This is a genomic window from Nonlabens antarcticus (assembly GCF_015356755.1).
Taxonomy (GTDB): domain Bacteria; phylum Bacteroidota; class Bacteroidia; order Flavobacteriales; family Flavobacteriaceae; genus Nonlabens; species Nonlabens antarcticus.
Genome location: NZ_JADFCO010000066.1, coordinates 761,592 through 781,117 on the forward strand (window position 1 = coordinate 761,592; position 19,526 = coordinate 781,117).

17 protein-coding genes are annotated in these 19,526 nt (G+C 37.9%); 12 read left to right on the forward strand and 5 right to left on the reverse strand.

Annotation, left to right across the window (positions count from 1 at the left end; genetic code table 11):
* Nucleotides 1–59 precede the first annotated feature (59 nt).
* Nucleotides 60–3,701 (forward strand): phosphoribosylformylglycinamidine synthase, encoded by a 3,642-nt coding sequence (purL, locus tag IQ282_RS14430; RefSeq protein ID WP_194852692.1) that lies wholly within the window; start codon nt 60–62, stop codon nt 3,699–3,701.
* Between the two features lie 2 nt (nt 3,702–3,703).
* Here the strand turns inward: purL and IQ282_RS14435 are convergent, their stop codons facing one another.
* On the reverse strand, nt 3,704–4,825 hold the full coding sequence (locus IQ282_RS14435) for a DUF3800 domain-containing protein (protein ID WP_194852574.1): 1,122 nt from the start codon (nt 4,823–4,825) through the stop codon (nt 3,704–3,706).
* Nucleotides 4,826–5,153: 328 nt separating this feature from the next.
* Nucleotides 5,154–5,603, reverse strand: coding sequence for a KTSC domain-containing protein (locus IQ282_RS14440; RefSeq protein ID WP_194852575.1), 450 nt, complete (start codon nt 5,601–5,603; stop codon nt 5,154–5,156).
* 199 nt (nt 5,604–5,802) lie between these two features.
* Here IQ282_RS14440 and IQ282_RS14445 point away from each other — a divergent pair, with 199 nt between their 5' ends.
* The 3 genes from IQ282_RS14445 to IQ282_RS14455 all read left to right on the forward strand — a co-directional run bounded on the left by IQ282_RS14445 (nt 5,803) and on the right by IQ282_RS14455 (nt 7,353).
* Complete coding sequence (locus IQ282_RS14445) at nt 5,803–6,393, forward strand: SET domain-containing protein (RefSeq protein WP_194852576.1); 591 nt, start codon at nt 5,803–5,805, stop codon at nt 6,391–6,393.
* 95 nt (nt 6,394–6,488) lie between these two features.
* Nucleotides 6,489–6,947 (forward strand): hypothetical protein, encoded by a 459-nt coding sequence (locus IQ282_RS14450; protein ID WP_194852577.1) that lies wholly within the window; start codon nt 6,489–6,491, stop codon nt 6,945–6,947.
* A 28-nt stretch (nt 6,948–6,975) separates the two neighbouring features.
* Entirely contained in the window at nt 6,976–7,353 is a 378-nt protein-coding gene (locus IQ282_RS14455) for a DoxX family protein (protein WP_194852578.1), read from the forward strand.
* 106 nt (nt 7,354–7,459) lie between these two features.
* On the opposite strand, the gene IQ282_RS14460 is transcribed toward IQ282_RS14455, so the two are convergent.
* Complete coding sequence (locus tag IQ282_RS14460; protein ID WP_194852579.1) at nt 7,460–8,371, reverse strand: mechanosensitive ion channel family protein; 912 nt, start codon at nt 8,369–8,371, stop codon at nt 7,460–7,462.
* A 13-nt stretch (nt 8,372–8,384) separates the two neighbouring features.
* Nucleotides 8,385–10,217: an SLC13 family permease gene (locus IQ282_RS14465; protein ID WP_194852580.1), complete on the reverse strand. Its 1,833-nt coding sequence runs from the start codon at nt 10,215–10,217 to the stop codon at nt 8,385–8,387.
* Between the two features lie 122 nt (nt 10,218–10,339).
* Between IQ282_RS14465 and IQ282_RS14470 the strand changes: the two genes are divergently transcribed.
* Nucleotides 10,340–10,801, forward strand: coding sequence for a hypothetical protein (locus IQ282_RS14470; RefSeq protein ID WP_194852581.1), 462 nt, complete (start codon nt 10,340–10,342; stop codon nt 10,799–10,801).
* A gap of 218 nt (nt 10,802–11,019) precedes the next feature.
* On the forward strand, nt 11,020–11,505 hold the full coding sequence (locus IQ282_RS14475) for a hypothetical protein (protein WP_194852582.1): 486 nt from the start codon (nt 11,020–11,022) through the stop codon (nt 11,503–11,505).
* A 113-nt stretch (nt 11,506–11,618) separates the two neighbouring features.
* On the opposite strand, the gene lon is transcribed toward IQ282_RS14475, so the two are convergent.
* Nucleotides 11,619–14,072, reverse strand: coding sequence for an endopeptidase La (gene lon, locus IQ282_RS14480; RefSeq protein ID WP_194852583.1), 2,454 nt, complete (start codon nt 14,070–14,072; stop codon nt 11,619–11,621).
* Nucleotides 14,073–14,348: 276 nt separating this feature from the next.
* Here lon and IQ282_RS14485 point away from each other — a divergent pair, with 276 nt between their 5' ends.
* From IQ282_RS14485 to IQ282_RS14510, 6 genes are all read left to right on the forward strand, one after another.
* Nucleotides 14,349–14,891: an RNA polymerase sigma factor gene (locus IQ282_RS14485; RefSeq protein ID WP_317174210.1), complete on the forward strand. Its 543-nt coding sequence runs from the start codon at nt 14,349–14,351 to the stop codon at nt 14,889–14,891.
* Nucleotides 14,888–15,496, forward strand: a complete 609-nt coding sequence (locus IQ282_RS14490) for a hypothetical protein (protein ID WP_194852584.1) — start codon at nt 14,888–14,890, stop codon at nt 15,494–15,496. The genes IQ282_RS14485 and IQ282_RS14490 overlap by 4 nt, the downstream gene beginning before the upstream one ends.
* On the forward strand, nt 15,483–16,562 hold the full coding sequence (locus IQ282_RS14495; RefSeq protein WP_194852585.1) for a hypothetical protein: 1,080 nt from the start codon (nt 15,483–15,485) through the stop codon (nt 16,560–16,562). The genes IQ282_RS14490 and IQ282_RS14495 overlap by 14 nt, the downstream gene beginning before the upstream one ends.
* Before the next feature lie 11 nt (nt 16,563–16,573).
* On the forward strand, nt 16,574–17,299 hold the full coding sequence (locus IQ282_RS14500) for a head GIN domain-containing protein (RefSeq protein WP_194852586.1): 726 nt from the start codon (nt 16,574–16,576) through the stop codon (nt 17,297–17,299).
* 138 nt (nt 17,300–17,437) lie between these two features.
* A complete protein-coding gene (locus IQ282_RS14505) occupies nt 17,438–18,592 on the forward strand; it encodes an erythromycin esterase family protein (RefSeq protein ID WP_194852587.1) in 1,155 nt (384 codons plus the stop codon).
* Between the two features lie 165 nt (nt 18,593–18,757).
* Nucleotides 18,758–19,525 carry a CDP-alcohol phosphatidyltransferase family protein gene (locus tag IQ282_RS14510; protein ID WP_194852588.1) on the forward strand — a complete coding sequence of 256 codons (768 nt, stop codon included), beginning with the start codon at nt 18,758–18,760 and terminating at the stop codon, nt 19,523–19,525.
* The last annotated feature ends 1 nt before the right edge of the window (nt 19,526 follow it).

Below are 19,526 nucleotides of genomic sequence, written 5' to 3' on the forward strand. Positions count from 1 at the left end.
AACCTCTCAATTAAATTTCTAAAAAAGTATCTTTGTCAAAGCCCACAAAAGCGCTCACAATGATCCATTTTTACGGTAATCCCACTCAATTAATCTACGCAGTTCAAACCCAGCACGATTTATCAGATGAAGACGATAAAAAATTGCAATGGCTGTTTGCAAATGCACCAAAGTTTGAGGCCCATTCCATTCCAGGTTATTTCACGGGACCACGCGCTACGACCATTACTCCCTGGTCTACAAATGCGGTAGAAATCACCCAAAACATGGAAATCAAAGGCATCCAGCGTATCGAGGAGTTTCATTCCTGCCTGGATGATACCGATCATGATAAAATGTTATTGCAGAGGTTTGATGGACTGGACCAGGCACAATACGATGTCAACGTGGAGGCAGAGGAAGTCCTGGAAATCGATGATATCGCCGCCTACAATATGAAGGAAGGGCTGGCCTTAAATGATGACGAGATTGATTATCTAATCAATTTATCTGAAAAACTAGAACGCAAACTAACCGACAGTGAAGTTTTCGGGTTCTCACAGGTAAATTCAGAACATTGTCGTCATAAAATATTCAATGGCACCTTTATTATCGACGGAAAGGAAAAACCCTCATCCCTTTTTAAACTCATAAAAGAAACCAGCAAACAAAACCCTAACGGAATTGTTAGCGCATATTCTGATAACGTTGCTTTTGTAAGCGGTCCAAAGGCCGAGCAATTTGCACCGGCAACCGCAGATAAACCAGATGTGTACCAGATGAGTTTATTTGATAGTGTGATTTCGCTCAAGGCTGAAACACATAACTTCCCAACCACGGTAGAACCATTCAATGGCGCGGCCACAGGGTCTGGAGGAGAAATCCGAGATCGATTAGCTGGCGGTCAGGGCTCCTTGCCATTAGCGGGAACTGCTGTTTATATGACCAGTTATTCTAGGTTGAAAGAAAATCGGCCTTGGGAAAATGGTTTTGAAGCGAGAAAATGGTTGTATCAAACCCCCATGGATATATTGATCAAAGCATCAAATGGTGCTAGTGATTTCGGAAATAAGTTTGGACAACCTCTTATAGTGGGTTCTGTTCTAACTTTTGAACATCAAGAAGGTGATCAAAATCTAGGATATGATAAAGTTATCATGCAGGCCGGTGGAATAGGTTATGGCAAACTGGAACAGGCGTTGAAAAAAACGCCGTCTGCAGGTGATGATATCATCGTTATGGGTGGTGACAACTATAGAATTGGTATGGGTGGTGCAGCAGTTTCCAGTTCTGATACTGGCACACTTGACTCGGGTTTAGAGCTAAACGCTGTGCAACGTTCCAATCCAGAGATGCAAAAACGTGCGGCAAATGCGATACGTGGGTTGGTTGAAAGCGATAACAATCCCATAAAATCCATTCATGATCATGGTGCGGGTGGACACTTGAATTGCCTCTCAGAATTAGTGGAAGAAACTGGCGGAGTTATCGATGTTAATGCACTTCCCGTAGGCGATCCTACCCTATCTCGTAAGGAATTGATAGGAAACGAATCCCAAGAACGCATGGGAATCGTGATGGATGCTAAGGACACTCCTATTTTAGAAAAAATAGCAGCGCGCGAGCGCGCTCCTTTATATAAAGTAGGAAAAGTAACTGGAGATAATAAATTTGTTTTTAATGAGAAAGATGGTCGCAGTCCTATGGACCTTGCGTTGGAAGATATGTTCGGTTCCAGTCCTAAAACGATAATGGACGATAAAACCATTACACATCAGTATAAGGAAATTGTTTATCAGGTGGAACATTTTGACACCTATCTTGAACAAGTTCTCAAAATGGAAGCCGTAGCTTGTAAAGACTGGTTGACTAATAAAGTAGATCGTTGTGTCACAGGTCGGGTGGCCAAACAGCAAACCTGTGGTGAATTGCAACTGCCACTGAATAATGTGGGAGTTATGGCTATTGATTACAATGGAAAAAATGGAGTTGCCACAACCATAGGACACGCTCCAGTCGCTGCATTAATAGATCCAGCCGCCGGTTCCCGCAATGCGATTGCCGAGGCGTTGACAAATTTGGTTTTTGCTCCATTAGAAAAAGGGCTAAGTGGTGTTAGTTTGAGTGCGAACTGGATGTGGCCCTGCAACAATCCTGGCGAGGATGCTAGGTTGTATGCAGCCGTAGAAGCCGTTAGTGATTTTGCAATTGAACTGGGCATCAATATTCCTACAGGTAAGGACAGCCTTAGTATGAAACAGAAATATCCAGACATGGATGTTTTAGCTCCTGGTACTGTGATCATCAGCTCTGTCGGGACTTGTGACGATATCACGAATATTGTGGAACCGGTATTGCAGCGCAATTTTGACGCTCCTATTTACTACATAAACATGAGTAGTGATTTGCTCAAATTGGGTGGATCTAGTTTTGCTCAAACAATGAACGCCATTGGAACGGAGTGTCCCGATGTGGTAAATGTTTCCGCTTTCGCGAAAGCGTTTAATGCCATACAGCAACTCATTAAAGAAGGAAAAGTACTGGCAGGTCACGACATCTCCAGCGGCGGAATGATTACTACCTTATTAGAAATGTGTTTTCCTTCCCAGAATATTGGAATGAAATTATCATTGAGAGATTTAGGTGATGACGTAATCAAAACCCAATTCTCAGAAAACGCTGGTGTCATAATTCAAGTCACAGATACGACGGTAGAAAAAGTATTGAAAGAGAGTGAAATCCAGTTTTACAATATAGGAAAAGCAATCGACCAACCCTTTATGGAAATTGACGGTCACAGTATTGACGTTAATAAAGCTAGGGATCAATGGTATGAAACCTCTCACCTACTCGATCGCCAGCAATCCCTTCATGGAAAAGCAGATGAGCGTTTTGAAAACTATAAGAATCAGCCATTAAGATTTCAATTCCCGTCACAATTTGATGGAAAATTACCCTCACAACCTACCAAAAAAATCAAGGCAGCGGTTATCAGAGAAAAAGGAAGCAACAGCGAGCGAGAAATGGCGCGAGCCATGCATCTAGCAGGATTTGAAGTTACAGATATCCACATGACAGATCTTATAGCTGGACGTGCAAATCTGGAAGACATGCAATTCATTGCCGCGGTAGGTGGTTTCTCAAATTCAGATGTTCTGGGAAGTGCCAAAGGATGGGCAGGAGCTTTCCTTTATAATGATAAGGCAAATAAAGCTTTAAAGAACTTTTTTGCCAGACCAGACACGATGAGTATTGGCGTTTGTAATGGTTGTCAGCTTTTTGTGGAATTAGGATTGATCAATCCAGACCATGATATAAAGCCTAAAATGCTGCATAATGATTCTGGTAAGTTTGAGTGTAATTTTACCAGTGTTGAAATAGCAGAGAACAATTCCATCATGCTGAAATCATTAGCGGGAAGCAAACTAGGAATCTGGGCTGCCCACGGAGAAGGAAAATTCCAGCTACCAATGGATCGCAGTTCTTACCAGATTCCAGCCACGTATGCTTATGATAGCTATCCTGCAAATCCTAATGATTCTGATTACAATGCAGCAATGCTTAATTCTGAAGATGGCCGTCACCTCGTTATGATGCCACACTTGGAACGTTCTACATTTCCATGGAACTGGGCTTACTACCCTAAGGATCGTAAGGATGATGTTGTAACACCATGGTTGGAGGCTTTTGTAAATGCTAGGGAATGGTTGGAAGGGAAATAGATTTATAAATTGAAAATAATAGAGTTGTCGACTTTATCATTGATAATATTTAGATCGTCAATATTTAAATTTACTTTATCCAATATGTAGTCAGCAAGTTCATCTTTATGATTATTTCCGGATTGATTGAGTTTTCGATTTACTGCGCCTGTAAACAAGTCGGCTATTTGAATTTGATGATGATCGCTAGAATTAACTGCCTCGAAGGTTTCTGGATAAAGGCCTTCGATATTCTGAGCTGCCAACCTTTCCTGTATAGAGGCTAGTTTTTGTCGGTCGATACCTTCTTCATCTCTATCTATCCAGACCTGTAGAATTCTAGGTAGAGGAGCTCTAGAAGTGTGATGCTCGTAATTAATTCCTTGATATACTAATTGAAATGTAAGGTCAGTAATAGGTAGTTCTAGCTTACTAAATCCAGAATTTTTCACTGTTATTATTTTAAAGCTGTGAGCTCTGAATAACGAAATAAAAAGATCGAAAAACTCCTTATAATCTTCTAATCTATTTTTGGATAAATCGGAAAAATGAAACTCATATTTAATATTTTTATCCGATTTCCATTTTGTTATTTGATTCGTTTTCGCGTAATCGTCTTTTCCAATATCTGTAATCCATAAGCTACCAACAGCTAGGTATTCATCGTTTTTACCTGTTTCATCAATATATACTGAATAATTTCCTATACCTGAGGGCTTCTTAGCGATAGCAGTCTCCTTTTCGCTCTCCTCTAGTTTACCTCTATATTTTTTCACATCAGAAGATGCCTGAAATAGCTTAAATTCGTTTTGGATTCTTGCTCGCTCGCGACTTAGAGATCGAACTTTAGTTAATGCAAATAAATTTTCTTTGGTAACACTATGACCATTAAACTTATCACTTTCAAAGATGTTCCAATAGTTCCAAGCAAGTTCAATATCTGAATCTCTACTATCGACAGATTGATTTAAGACATATGCAACCTTGTCTGTCATTGTTTCGACTCTATTACTTGACACATTTTTTAATAAAATCCTTGCCTTTTTTTCAGTCTCAGCCGCCTTTTTCTCTATTACAATATCTAATAAAATTTGACTATCATCATCTCGCTCATCATTATTGACATGAAGATTAACTACTTCCATAACTCAATTTTTTAGATAAATATACTCACATAATAGATATATAAACTATAAATGGATAATGAGGTCATATCGTAATAAAGTGAGGCGAAAATATAATTGTAAAATTTATAATCTTTAATTTATAAGATAACAATCCAACTATCAAATTAAACTCCGCAAATAATTACTCGTACTTTTCCCTAAAAGTCCTTTAATTAACTTATTGAATTGAAAAAAATAATTAAATCCACACCATAAATAAAGATTGACAAATAACGACCACAGTCCCATATTAACGAAAAAAACTTCTCATTTCTGAGAAGCTTTTTTTATATAACCGAAATGGCAATTATGCCAGTTCTTGATCTTTTTTACTCTTGCGGTACAAGAAATTGTTGAAGATGTTACGTTTAGCAAAACGGTAACGGTTAGGAGCATTGATCAATTTCTGAAAAATAGGCTTCTGTACCCCAAAATATTCATAAGTACTTCCATCCGTAAAAGTGATTTCCAGTACCTGACCTTTATGATCAAAATCTTCAATTCCGGTGTTGGTAGTCGTTTCTAGGTATGTATCAAGGTTGGCTTCCTTCGTTTCTGGAGCAATGCTCACGAGAAAATGATAACCATCGATAATATCACGACTCATCACTTCCGCTTCATCTTTTTTATCATCGCCATCCTGGTATTTGTCAGGGTGCCATTCTTTTACTAGATCACGATAAGATTTCTTGAGATCTTTAAGATTGATCTCTTTCTCAACGCTAAACATTTTTTTGTACTGATTGATACGCTTCATAAGTTCCTTTTTCTAAGGCCGTGCAAAAGTACTGCATCTATATAACTTAATGAATCGCTTTTATAAATTATATTATAAAACTGCTGATTGATAACTTATTAAAGATCAGGGCAGCAAATAAATCCATTTTAGTGATGCTTATTCAGAAAATAGAATACATTTAATCAGATTTACGGCGCTATCTAAAAGCCTGACCACCATGATACATCCACATACGGAACTTCACTTTATTAGTAATGAAATAGGCTACGGTGTCGTGGCTACACAGTTCATACCGGCAGGAACTATTACCTGGATTCTTGACGAGCTGGACCGGGAGTTTCTTCCGGCGCAGCATGATAAAATGAATTACCTGTATAAGAATATTTTGGACACGTACACCTTCCGCAATAATAAGGGTAACATGATACTTTGCTGGGATCTAGGCAGATTTGTCAACCACAGTTTTAACTCAAATTGTCTCACTACAGCCTATGATTTTGAGATTGCCATACGTGATATTCAGCCAGGTGAGCAGCTTACGGACGACTATGGATATCTCAACATTTCAGAGCCATTTGATGCTATGGATGAAGGGAATGATCGTAAAACGGTATATCCAGACGACCTTGTGAGGTATTACGAATTATGGGATCAAAAGATTGAAAAAGTATTTAATAAAATTACAAATCTGGAGCAACCATTAAAACCTCTCATGAAAGATGCTCTTTGGAATAAAGTGAATTCTATTATTAAAGGCTCCGAAAGGATAGATTCCATACTGACAAATTATTATGATCCAGCTAAGTAATCTCCATTAATTGTCATTTATAAATATTGATAGGAGTCCGCTTTCGCGAAAGCGGACCCCTTAAATTTATTATCTTGAAATTTCAAACTTTATTTATGTTTCAAAATATTGCTACTTGTACCCTATTATTCTTTGTACTTATAGCCGTCTCCTGTAAAGAGACAAACACGGAAAACGTTCCAGAGATAAATGAATCTACACAAGAGCCAGCTAAAACTAAAAGAGAAAACGCAGTGTCCATGAGTGCTAGCGACTTAAAATCAAAATTACAAGGAGAATGGAGAAGAATTGATTACCCTTTCAGCCGCTATGAATTCAAAGGAGACAAATCCTTATTATTACAAGAAGGTCAGGCAGAAAAGCCAGAATTTATGGCTTTTGAAATCTTAAAAAAATGCCCTTTTAAAGGTAAATTGAATGAAGTGCTTGTAAATGACGAGTTCATAATATCTTATGCTAAATATGCATCTTGCGAGAAAGTAAGTGTTAGAAATGACACCTTGCGCACTGGTGATTTGATGGGGAAATACACCATAAAATATGTCAGAAAATAAAATGTAAACATTCTAAGATAACGTTATAATGATAAAGAAAATTTTACTCATCCTATTCGTTGCATTTTATGCGATTGCTGGAATCTTTCATTTCATCATTCCTGAAACCTATTTAAAATTAATTCCAGAATGGTTGGGTGATGCACTCACCATTAACCTTATCGCTGGTGGCTTTGAAATTATAGTGGCTGTACTAGCTATATTCCCTAAAACCAGAAAATTAGGCGGGTATTTAGCCATCTTAATGTTACTGGCTTTTACAATTTCCCATATTTACTTCATTCAGCTAGGACATTGCGCGGGTGAGCTATGTGTGCAACCATGGATAGGCTGGGTGCGGTTGATAGTGATTCATCCAATGTTAATATATTGGGCGTATTCCATAAGCAAACTCAAAGTCCCATAGTTCAGGATCTATTATTTAAGGGTGAAGCTGTTTTAGATAAGGCTGTCAGGGGACTTACATAAAATTTAATAATAGATTTTAGTGTATTGAATGTCCCATTTCCCATCTATTTTAAATCCTCGTTATTACGTTCGAATAAGCGACTGGTTTTATCAGAAACGTCCAGTGTGCGTATAGGGAATGGAATTTTAATGTCATGCTTTTCAAAAACATCATAAATTTCAAGAATAGCAGCATGCTGGGCAGCATAAAACTGCCGTTTATTAATAAAATCAGTCCAGAATCTTGTCATAAAATTTATGGAGAAATCATCAAATTCTAGGTAATAGAATTCTACGCCTTCATTTTCACGTTGCTCAAATCTATCTGCAATGGCTTTCGTTACTAAAGCTATAACATCATGCAGATTAGAACCATAAGCAATACGACTTGTCACTGTTACACGAGCACGAGGAACCAGCGAAAAATTCACGAAAGATTCTGAGATAAATTTTGCATTAGGCATAATGACAAAGTGGTTATCCGTCTGACGCAGAACTAGGTTGCGTAAGCTAATTTCATGAACAAAACCACTGTGACTATCTGTTTCTATGTAATCACCTATCTTGATTTTAGGTAAAAATGACAACATAATTCCTGAAAAGGTATTGCTTAAAGTTCCTTGCAGTGCCAGACCTATCGCTAGAGCAACAACTCCCGCACCAGCAAGCATAGATGTTAACGCCTTATCAAGATCCATAACTCCCAATGCAATGAAAAAGCCCAAGAATAGGGTCAACCCAAATACTACCTTAATAATGATTCGTCTTACAGACTGGTTCCCTAAATATTTCCTGAGTATTTTACGCAATAATACCGACACGCCGCGAGCGATGAAATAAAACAAAACCATAATGACTATGGCTACCGCAAGATTTGGCAACCTTAAAATGATGGCATACCACCACCCTTCAAGTTTAGCAATCAACTTTGCCCACATATCCGCAGACTCTTGAAAAGATAAAAGCAATTGATTCATTGGTAATATGGTTTTAAAGTAAGGTGGAAAGCAATAATGTACCAACTATTAAAAGAATTATACTTAAAATCCCTCCAATGATGAGAAAGTGCCTGAATTTATAATTCCCAGTCCCATAGATCAGAGTATTTGTTTGATAGCCTACAGGAGTAAAGAAACTGAAATTAGCCGCAAACATTACCGCAAGTATAAAAGGTTTAAGTGGTAAATCAAAACCAGCTCCCACAGACATCGCTATAGGTGTCATAATAATTGCAGTGGCATTATTAGAAATCGTTCCACTTAACAACATGGTAAATAAGAATATCAATCCCAAAACCATAATAGGTGCCTGTCCTTTTAAAATATTCAAGAATTGATCTGAGATCCACACATCTGTTCCCGTATTATTCATGGCAATTCCTAGAGGTATCATGCCCGCCAGTAGAAATATAATTTGCCAATTGACCCGATGATAGATTTTTTCTAAAGAAATACAATTCGTTAATAATAATATTCCTATTCCGGTAAGTGAACTTGATAGAATAGAAAGCAAGCCGCTACTAGCCAAACCGATAACGGCAAGTAAGGTAAAAAGCGTTATATATTTTTTATGCAGCGGAGCAGAAACCTTCAAATCGTGCTCATTGAGAATTGCAACGTTCTCTATTTCTTCCAGATCACGCATAGAACCATCTTGTAATTCAAGCAGCAACCTATCTCCCGGCTTCACTCTAATGGCATTAATATCTTTACGTATCAACCGCTCTTTCGTATTTCTAATGTTTTTACGTTTTTGTATGGCGAGTGGATAAGCTCCCTGCAGTAAGGTCTTGCGCAATCTTCTTAAGGTCTGCCCTATCAAATTTGATCCTGGAAGAATAAGCAGCTCAATATATCGCATGGGCGATAGCTCTTTTTCCTCATCGCTATTACTTTCCACTTCATTAGCTTCCTTTAATTCTTCACTAGCTCTGTTTCTATCGTCGTGCAGGATAAAATCATCTGCTTCAAGAAATTTAGCGAGATCGTCTACGCTTCCCATGATTACAATATGGTCGCCTGCTTTCAAATCAATGTATTTACCAGGTGCATTAATTACGTTTCTATTTCTTATGAGCTTTAGGATACTTAATTCAGGATTGTCTTCCAGCAATGTTTCTGAAAGCCGCTGCCCTATTAGATCGCTTGTATCAGTCACTGTAAGGGTAAAGATAAATTCCTGGATTCCATAGCCATCGGCTACGCCTTGATTTTTGTCTTTGGGCAGCCATCGAGAAGCGATAGCCATGAAAATAATTCCTATCAAAAGAAAGACTAAACCGAAACCGGTAAACTCAAAAAATCCGAGTTTTTCTGCTCCTAATTTTTGGGATACAGAATTTACAATCAAGTTTGTGGAGGTTCCCATGAGCGTACAACTACCCCCTAATATTCCAGCAAAAGATATAGGCATCAACAACTTACTGGAAGAAAATTTATATTTTGCAGATAGCTGCGATACGATTTTAATGAATATAATAACCACAGCAGTAGTGCTAATAAATGCTGATATGCTAGCGCTGATAAACATAAAAGTAGGGACAATGAAAATAAGCGGTAGAATACTTACTTTTCTAATCCCGTTTGTAAGCCATTCAATCACACCATTGTCTTCCAGACTTATGGCGATAATCATGAGTGATAATACAGTAATGGTTGCAGGATCTGCAAAACCGCTGATGGCTTCTTCTGGTTTTGTAAGCCCTAATAATACCAAACTTACAATAATGAGAAATGCAATCTTATCTATAGGAAACCATTCCGTCAGAAACAGTAATACCGTCACACCCAGAACAATAAAAACTAAAATGATTTCGAAATCCATGAGTCAACTTTACGCGTAAATGTATTTTTTAAAACTCGTATCCAGCTATTAAAGTATTACTAAATTTTTTCACAGGCTTGATAGGAAGTTGGCTAACTTTCGGTCCATTAATAAAATTCACCATGCTCAAAAAGAAAGGTTATTCTAAAAGTAAGTACAGCTGGATGTATGCACTCATAATGGTAGGCGCAATTGTATTGTTATCCATAATCGCTTTTCAACTGGGCTTAAGACAGGAGATTTATGTAAAGATCCTTTACATCCCAATATTATTTTTAGGAATTATCTCCTTTACCCGAGACATTGTTTTTAATTCCAACAAAAAAATAAAGTTCAATAAACTTCTTTTTTACAGTATGCGTACTGGGGTTTTTACCTGTGTATTTTTGTATCCGCTTATTATGTTGTTTTTGATCTACTTCTATTCAGAGGGCGGAATTATTAAAATGAGAGATTCCGTAGCAGGCGATGCAGGCGATTTGAGTGTATTATTTACACTGGAACTGGAGATCTTTATTGTCATCTTGTTATCATCCCTTGCTGCAAGTGGATTATATCTCAATAGGCAAGAGAAGGTTACTTAAAAAACCTTGGAATATTTAATCCGAACTGAATTCACTCTATTGGTGATACATAGTGTTCTAAATAATTTTGAGCGTTCTAGGATTTACGTTGGTAATGCCAGCTTGTTGTTATTATTATTATTTGATTAATCGGGAGCAGTTAATCTTAAGTCGTTTCTTCTTGAATACAATGGTTATCTCATTTTACGGAGATAAATTTTCAAATCCACACCTTGAACATGAAACAAATAAATTTCCTTATCATTTCAATCCTGGTATTATTATGCAGTTCCTGTAAGGAAAATGATCCGGAGATCCCATCGATTAAATCGGCTGAGAAAAATCAATTGCCAGAATTACGAACGGTAGAAACTGAAGTAATCGATGAATTTATAGATCAATTAAATGGTAAATGGACAATTACAGATGCTCTCTTAAATACTTATGAGTTCAGAAGGACATGGAAGAAAACACAAAATAAGATGATGATGAAAGGCAATTCAGGTAAATATACTTCTACAACGCAAACTGAAGAGCGATTGTACCAATCCTATGCGTATTCCTATTCATGCCCGTTTAATGAATTCGTTGAAAATTTGAATGACAATGAATTTATTATGACTGATTTAGATACGGAGTCTTGCCGTATCATACAAATTAGAAACGATACCTTATTTATAGCCGACTTAAATCATCAAAATCAAAAGAGCTTCATCAGGCTATAATTAGATGGTGAAACTGCAAACGCTCATAAATAATTCCTCAAATCCTGTCAAGTTCTATAACTAAAAAATCCCGACTGCAGAGTCGGGATTTTAAATTCTATGATAAGTTATTTTTACAACACCTTAGCATTCTTAACCTTCTGTTTTGTGAGGGCAAGTTCTAAAACATTGCTCATATCACTCACATAATGAAAGGTCAATCCCTTAAGGTAATCTTCCTTGATCTCTTCTATATCTCGACGGTTTTGCTCACATAATAGAATCTCTTTAATTCTAGCACGCTTAGCCGCCAGAATCTTTTCTTTGATTCCACCTACAGGCAACACTTTTCCTCTTAAAGTGATTTCTCCCGTCATTGCAAGGCTCTTCTTCACTTTACGTTGTGTAAATAAAGAAACTAGAGAGGTCAGCATTGTGATTCCTGCACTAGGACCATCTTTGGGTGTAGCTCCTTCCGGCACGTGAATGTGGACGTTGTACTTCTCAAAAATCTCTGGGTTCACCCCTATTTCCTCAGCGTGTGCTTTGATGTATTCCATTGCTATGGTCGCACTTTCTTTCATCACTTTTCCTAGGTTTCCGGTGATGGTTAAAGTACCCTTACCCTTGCTTAGAATAGATTCTATGAATAGAATATCACCGCCTACACGAGTCCATGCCAGTCCAGTTACCACGCCAGCAACATCATTATTTTCATACTTGTCTCGCATCATTCTAGGTGCGCCCAGTACATCAATAACAGTTTCATTAGTCACTTTAAGATCGTACTCATCTTCCATGGCGATGCTTTTTGCGGCATAACGCACCATTTTAGCAATCTGCTTATCCAGTGCTCTAACTCCGCTCTCCCTAGTGTAACCTTCCACAATTTTTTCAATTTGTGGTTTGCCTAGTTTAAGTTGGTCTTTGGTCAGACCATGTTCCTTAATTTGCTTTGGAAGTAAGTGTCTCTTTCCTATTTCCACTTTTTCCTCAATAGTATAACCGGTCACATTTATGATCTCCATACGATCGCGCAATGCAGGTTGTATGGTTTGTAAACTATTTGAAGTTGCGATGAACATTACTTTACTCAAGTCAAAGCCAAGTTCCAAGAAGTTATCATAGAAGGAATTATTCTGCTCTGGGTCTAATACTTCCAGCATGGCGCTTGATGGGTCACCGTTGTGTGAGCTTCCTAATTTATCAATCTCGTCCAGTACAAATACAGGATTTGAAGTTTTGGCTTTTTTGATGCTTTGGATAATTCGGCCAGGCATGGCTCCTATATAAGTTTTACGATGACCGCGTATTTCTGCTTCATCTCGCAAACCACCTAAGGAAATACGCACGTATTCTCTACCCAAAGCTTCTGCAACAGACTTTCCTAGTGATGTTTTACCCACTCCTGGAGGTCCATATAAACATAGAATAGGTGATTTCATATCATTACGCAATTTCAAAACTGCGAGATATTCTATGATTCTCTTCTTCACATCATCCAGACCATAATGATCGCGGTCTAGAATTTTCATGGCACGTTTCAGGTCAAAATTGTCCTTAGAGTATTCATTCCATGGTAAGTCTAACAACAGATCCAGATAATTGCGCTGGATGGAGAATTCTGCAACCTGCGGATTCATGCGTTGCATTTTAGACAGCTCCTTTTCAAAGTGTTCCTTCACCTTGTCGTCCCATTTTTTTGATTTGGCACGCTGGCGCATTTCGTCAATTTCTTGATGTGAGCTCACACCACCACCCAGCTCATCTTGAATGGTCTTCATTTGCTGGTGCAAGAAATATTCCCGTTGTTGCTTGTTAATATCGGTTTGAACGCGGGACTGGATATCATTTTTGAGCTCCAGTTTTTGACGTTCCACATTCATGAACTTGAGCGTCTCTAAAGCCCTGTCCTTAAGATCATTAATTTCGAGCAATTTCTGCTTATCCTCGATCTTTAGGTTCATGTTAGAAGACACAAAATTGACTAAGAAACTATTGGACTCAATATTCTTAATCGCAAAACTCGCCTCACTTGGAATGTTGGGGCTTTCCTTAATAATTTCTAGGGATAGCTCCTTTATTTTTTCAATGATCGCGTTGAACTCCTCATTTTCTGGTGCCGGCCTTGCCTCTTCCACAGCTTTTGTCGTCGCTCTTAAATATGGCTCCGTTTCCACAATGCTGTCGATTTCAAAGCGTTTTTTACCTTGGATAATCACGGTTGTATTTCCATCAGGCATTTTAAAAACTTTGAGAATGCGCGCCACAACACCCGTATGGTGCAGATCATCCTGTCCAGGATCTTCCACGCTACCATCTTTTTGCGCGACAACGCCTATCGCCTCGTTCTTCTTATTGGCTTCCTGCAATAATTTTATGGATTGATCACGTCCCGCAGTAATGGGAATCACGACACCTGGAAACAATACCATGTTGCGCAATGGCAATATGGCAAGCGTTTCTGGAACCGCTTCAGCGTTCATTTCCTCTTCATCTTTTGAGCTCAATAGCGGTATAAATTCCGCATCCTGATCAAATTCCTGTTGTGACATAATGTCTACTTGAAACTTTTTTGGTTTAAACATATATTTTTAAGTCGCCACTTTGTCAGTGCAATGTGGCTAATTTTATTCATTAATTTGTGCCTTTTACGGTGGATGGAAAGGAGCCCGCTTTCGCGAAAGCGGAACACTTCAACATCAATATACTACCATTCAGTCTTTTACACCATATTAAAAATAGTGCAAGAGGATCAACCGCAGACACCGAAGCCCTTTGCAAATGATTAATTTTCAAAATCAATGCCACCAACTGTAACATCGCGCTCAAAGTCGCATCTTTAATGTAGAAACACTAACCAAGTGAACCTAACCAAAACAGATAACGAAGTCTTTGACTTGTGTGAAAAAGGCGACCGTCGCGCGCAAATGAGGATCTATAATAATTATGCTAAAAGCATGTATCATGTGGCCTTGCGCATTGTAAATGACAGAGCACAGGCAGAAGATATTATGCAGGAAAGTATGATTACGGCCTTTACAAAAATTAGTCAGTGGAATCGGGAAGCAACCTTTGGCAGCTGGTTAAAGCGGATTGTCATCAACAACAGCCTGACGCATTTAAGAAAAGATAAAAAAATGCCTACAACCTCTTTTGAGGATCATCATGATCACGTGGATGAAACGCAAGGTGTTGATATGGAAGAAGCCAGCTGGACGGCAAAAAAGGTGCTGGTCGCCATGAATGAATTGAAGGGAAATTATAAAGAAATACTGACGCTTTCCCTAATTGAAGGAATGGATAACGAGGAGATCGCGCAGATTATGGGAATCTCAAACGGTATGTGCCGCACAACGATTTCCAGAGCAAAAACAAGTTTAAAAAATAAATTAGAGGCGATATGAAAGATGGAATGAAAGAATGGTTTGCCCAACAAGATTTTGACCTGGAGCAATTACCTGAAGGACATGAGCAGCGTTTTCTAGCCAGACTGGAGGCCGCCTGTAAGGAAGATGGTGATGAGCCCGAAAATGAAGATAAAAATGAAGTTGAAGTAAAAGGCGTAATTATTTCAAAGCCAAAAGGTCGCGTGATTACAATGAGCGGCGTCCTTAAATGGTCAGCTGCGGCGGTGATAGCGATTATGATAGGATCTGCCAGCTTTTATATGGGCCAGTCACAATCTTATGAGTTGAAGTCTGTCTCTCCAGCAATGGCGCAGGCGCAAAGCAATTATATAGAAGTGATCGATCAGCAACTGGCGGCGATCAACAAATTAAAATCACCAGAAACAGAACGCATTATTGTAGATGCTAAAACGAAACTCCTAAAACTGGAAACTGATTACATCAAGATTAAAAAAGACTTTAAGACTAATGGTGACAATCCAGCGGTGATTGATGCTATGATTCAGAATTTTAAAAATAGAATCCTTTTGCTAGAGAAGGCTCGAGAACAAATCAAATCCCAACAAGAACAACTTAAAAAAATGGACTATGAAACTCTATAGCATATTTTTCCTACTGCTGGGCAGTATGACAATGGCATCGACGCACCCCATTGATAAATACAACAAGACAAAAAAAATCAACAAGACCTATAGCGTTAATAGTGATGCCCTAGTGCGTGTGGAAAATAGCTTTGGCAATGTGACTGTTCAAACCTGGGATCAAAATAGCGTTAGTATTGAAGTAACCGTTGAAGTAAGTGGGAACGATGAAGACCGGGTGAATGAGCGTTTGAGAATGATCGACGTAGATTTTAGTGCTTCAAAATCTAAAGTTTCAGCAGTAAGTAAAATTCCTAATGAGAATGGCAGTGGATTATTCAGCTTTTTCAATAGCAAGAGTAAGACGAATACTCGAGTGGATTATATTGTGAAAATTCCACGCAACTCTCCGCTAGATGTGGAGAACGATTATGGCGCGGTGATCATTGATAAAATGACCGCACCGCTGACTTTAAATTGCGATTTTGGCCGGTTACAAATTGGTCAATTGTTGAGTCCAGATAACAAGTTGGCTTTTGATTACACGGACAATTCCCACATAGATTATATGAAAGGCGGGAGCATCGAGGCCGATTTTAGTAAATTCAAATTATATGGTGCAGATGTCGTGGATTTTAGAGGCGATTACACAACCGTTGCTTTTGGTAAAATGAAGAAACTTAAATACAATTCTGATTTTTCAACGCTTTCTATTGAAAACGCTACCACTATTGATGGGCGTGGTGATTACTCTACCGTAAAAATTGACTCTTTTGAAACTGCAACCCTATTGAAGGCGAGTTTTGGAAAGATTATTATTAATAATTTAGCCACAGGTTTTAAGTCATTAACTATTAAATCTGATTATACAGATGTTAGGATAAACCACGATAGAAATGTCGCATTTGATTATGAGTTAAGTGCAGAATTTGCCTCTATCAATCTGGGAAATGATTTACAGACGGTAACTTCCAGAAAAGAAAATAATGAAGCCTACAAACAGGGATATAATACTGTTGCAAAATCTGGAAGCCGTATAGAAATAAATAGCAGTTTTGGCAGTGTCACTTTAAAAACTAACAATTAAAAAAAATAATCATGAAAAAAATAATTCTAGTAGCTGTAGCAATGGTAGCCATTCAAACAGCAAACGCACAATGGTTCGGTAGTAAAAAAATAAAAGGTGATGGAAATGTAATCACAAGAACTTTTAAAACGTCAGATTATTACGATGTGAAAGTAGCAGGTTCCATGGATGTAGAACTGATAAATGGTAAAGAAGGCAGTATCAAAGTAGAGGCAGAATCTAATATCATGGACTATTTAGAGATTGAGGTTAAAGGAAGCCGCTTGACAATAGGCATTAAGGACGGTATCAACTGGAGTACTAGAAAAGGAATTAAAGTTTTTGTTCCTGTAGAAGAGATTGACGAAGTAAGCCTAGCTGGTAGTGGTGATATCTATAGCGATCTCACCTTGAAGTCTGAAAAGATGGAAATATCTGTTGCAGGAAGTGGAGATATCAACTTGAAATCTGAGTCAAAACGACTAGAGTTAAATGTTGCGGGAAGCGGTGATCTAAAAATTTCTGGACGTACCGAGAATCTAGCGGCGAGCGTCGCGGGAAGCGGTGACATAAGCGCCTACGACTTGAAAGCAAACAATGTAAAAGTGAGTATTGCTGGAAGTGGTGATGTAGCTGTTTTTTGTAATGGAGGCGAGATGAGCGCGAGTATTGTAGGATCTGGTGACCTAAGATATAAAGGAGAAACCAGTAAGATCAAAAAGTCCATTATGGGCAGCGGCGATATTACAAAAATGTAAATCTCTTCTATACTAGAAACAAGATGGGCCTGAGATTACAGACTATGATACATGTAAAGTAAAACTAAAGGCTCGTTCTACAGCTTGATATACTTAGAAAGTTTGTTAGCACAAGCTTTATGAACGAAGGTTGACCCTATGAAAAAAACGATACTACTACTTTTTATAATTTTTGGTTTAAATTCTATTAGAGCTCAGGTTGAGAAGAGTGTTTACGAGTTAAACAACATAAAGGATCTTATTACTGATGATGTTAAAGCAATTCTAGACACCAGATTAAATGATAAAAAAGTAGTCTTCTTGGGAGAATCAAATCATTATTTCGGTTCTGATTTGTTGGCTAAAACAGAATTTGTCAAGTATCTCGTTTTAGAAGAAGGATACAAAGATATTGCCTTTGAAGCCGATTTTTTTGGACTTTATTTTGACCACAATAATAATGTGGAGACGAATTTATACGCGTTTTGGTCGCGTTCTGTTCAAGGGAAAGAGCTCTTTGAATTTTTAAGAGAACATCAAGTCACCATTTGGGGTTTTGACAACCAAATGGGATCTGGTTACACAAATGCAAATTTCACAAATAAACTATCTCAGTTTTTAACGGACAACTTCATTGTTGTTGATGATAGTTTCATCGAGTTAACGGAGCGTTTTGTCAAGAATAGAAGCGATGCGAATGAAATTGTTGGAGTATCAAACTTGGGGAAACTAGAGAACGAAATTGAAAAATTACTGAAGAATGAAAAGGTTATTCAAGATCCGTTATGGTATCAATTTTTAGAAAGTTTCAAAAGTGACCTCGTTTTGAACTCCACCCATAAAAGCAGCGGAAAAGGAACACCGGTAAGAGATGCACAGATGGCAAAAAATTTAGACTTCCTTGTGCGTACCATGCCTGAAAAAAAGTTTGTCGTTTGGTTACACAATGCTCACATGATCAAAGATGATTATGGAACCCAGAATGGACAAACTATGGGTTTTCAATTTGTAACTGCAAATCCAGATATTTCTTATCACGTTGCTTTTTCATCCATTAATATGCCGTACAGAAAGCCTAAATGGATTGCAAGATCAAGTAAAGACAAAGGAAACCTACTGCAATTTTTACCATCCACAGAACAGAATTACTTCATTGACTCACAGCAAATTATAAGTAACAATCCTGATTATGGAGAAAAAGAATATGATGGAATGTTTGTAGTTGAAAAGGATAAGCTAAAAACAAACTGGTTCCGACATTATGATGCTTTAGTTTTTATTTCTAAAGGTGAAGATGTAACATTCAAAGAGTAAATATTTTTGATGAAAATTATGATAAGCCTCTATAAAGCAATGCTTTTTAGGGGCTTTTAATTTGTAAACCTGGATCGAATTTTAAAGCGAGATGAACAATGTTGCATTGAAAGCTTTTGACAGTTATTTAGACTAATTTTGCAGCCCGCTAGCCAAATAGCTTTCATGTCTAAACTTCCACCTCAATATAAATTTCTTGATCTCTCTGATTATGGACGACCTGGTGGGAAATTGATTGCAAACGCATTGCAGGAAACCCGCTTCACTCCTATTCACGTCACCCTACTTTTTGTAGTCAGTGGATTTATTGCCATTTATTGCATAATGAATGGTTATTATATTCAAGCTGCGTTCTTTCTTGTCTTGAAATCAGTTATTGATGCTGCAGATGGGGAACTTGCTAGACTTAAGAAAACACCTTCTTATGTAGGACGCTATCTAGATTCAGTTTGTGACTTATTGCTCAATCTACTTTTCTTGATCAGTATTATGATCGTTACTGACGCTAGTGCGGTGGTTACCTTTTTAGCTTTTATTGGTTTGCAACTTCAAGGGACATTGTACAATTATTATTATGTCATTCTACGCAATAATGTTGACGGTGATTCCACCAGTCGTGTTAGAGAGAATACGACTCCCAAAGCACTGCCAGGAGAAAGTCAACAAGCTGTAAATATTTTATACAAAACCTACATCAGTCTTTACGGGATATTTGATGTGATTATTTACTACCTCGATAAAAATGCACATCGCAGCAAACCGTTTCCTAGTTGGTTTATGACAATCCTTTCCGTTTATGGATTGGGGTTTCAATTGTTGATTATAGCCATTTTATTGATTACCGGACTTGAACAATGGATTATTCCCACCATACTGATAATGTCCTTATTTATTCCAGTGTTTATAGGAATACGCAAGTTGCTTTTAAAGTAGT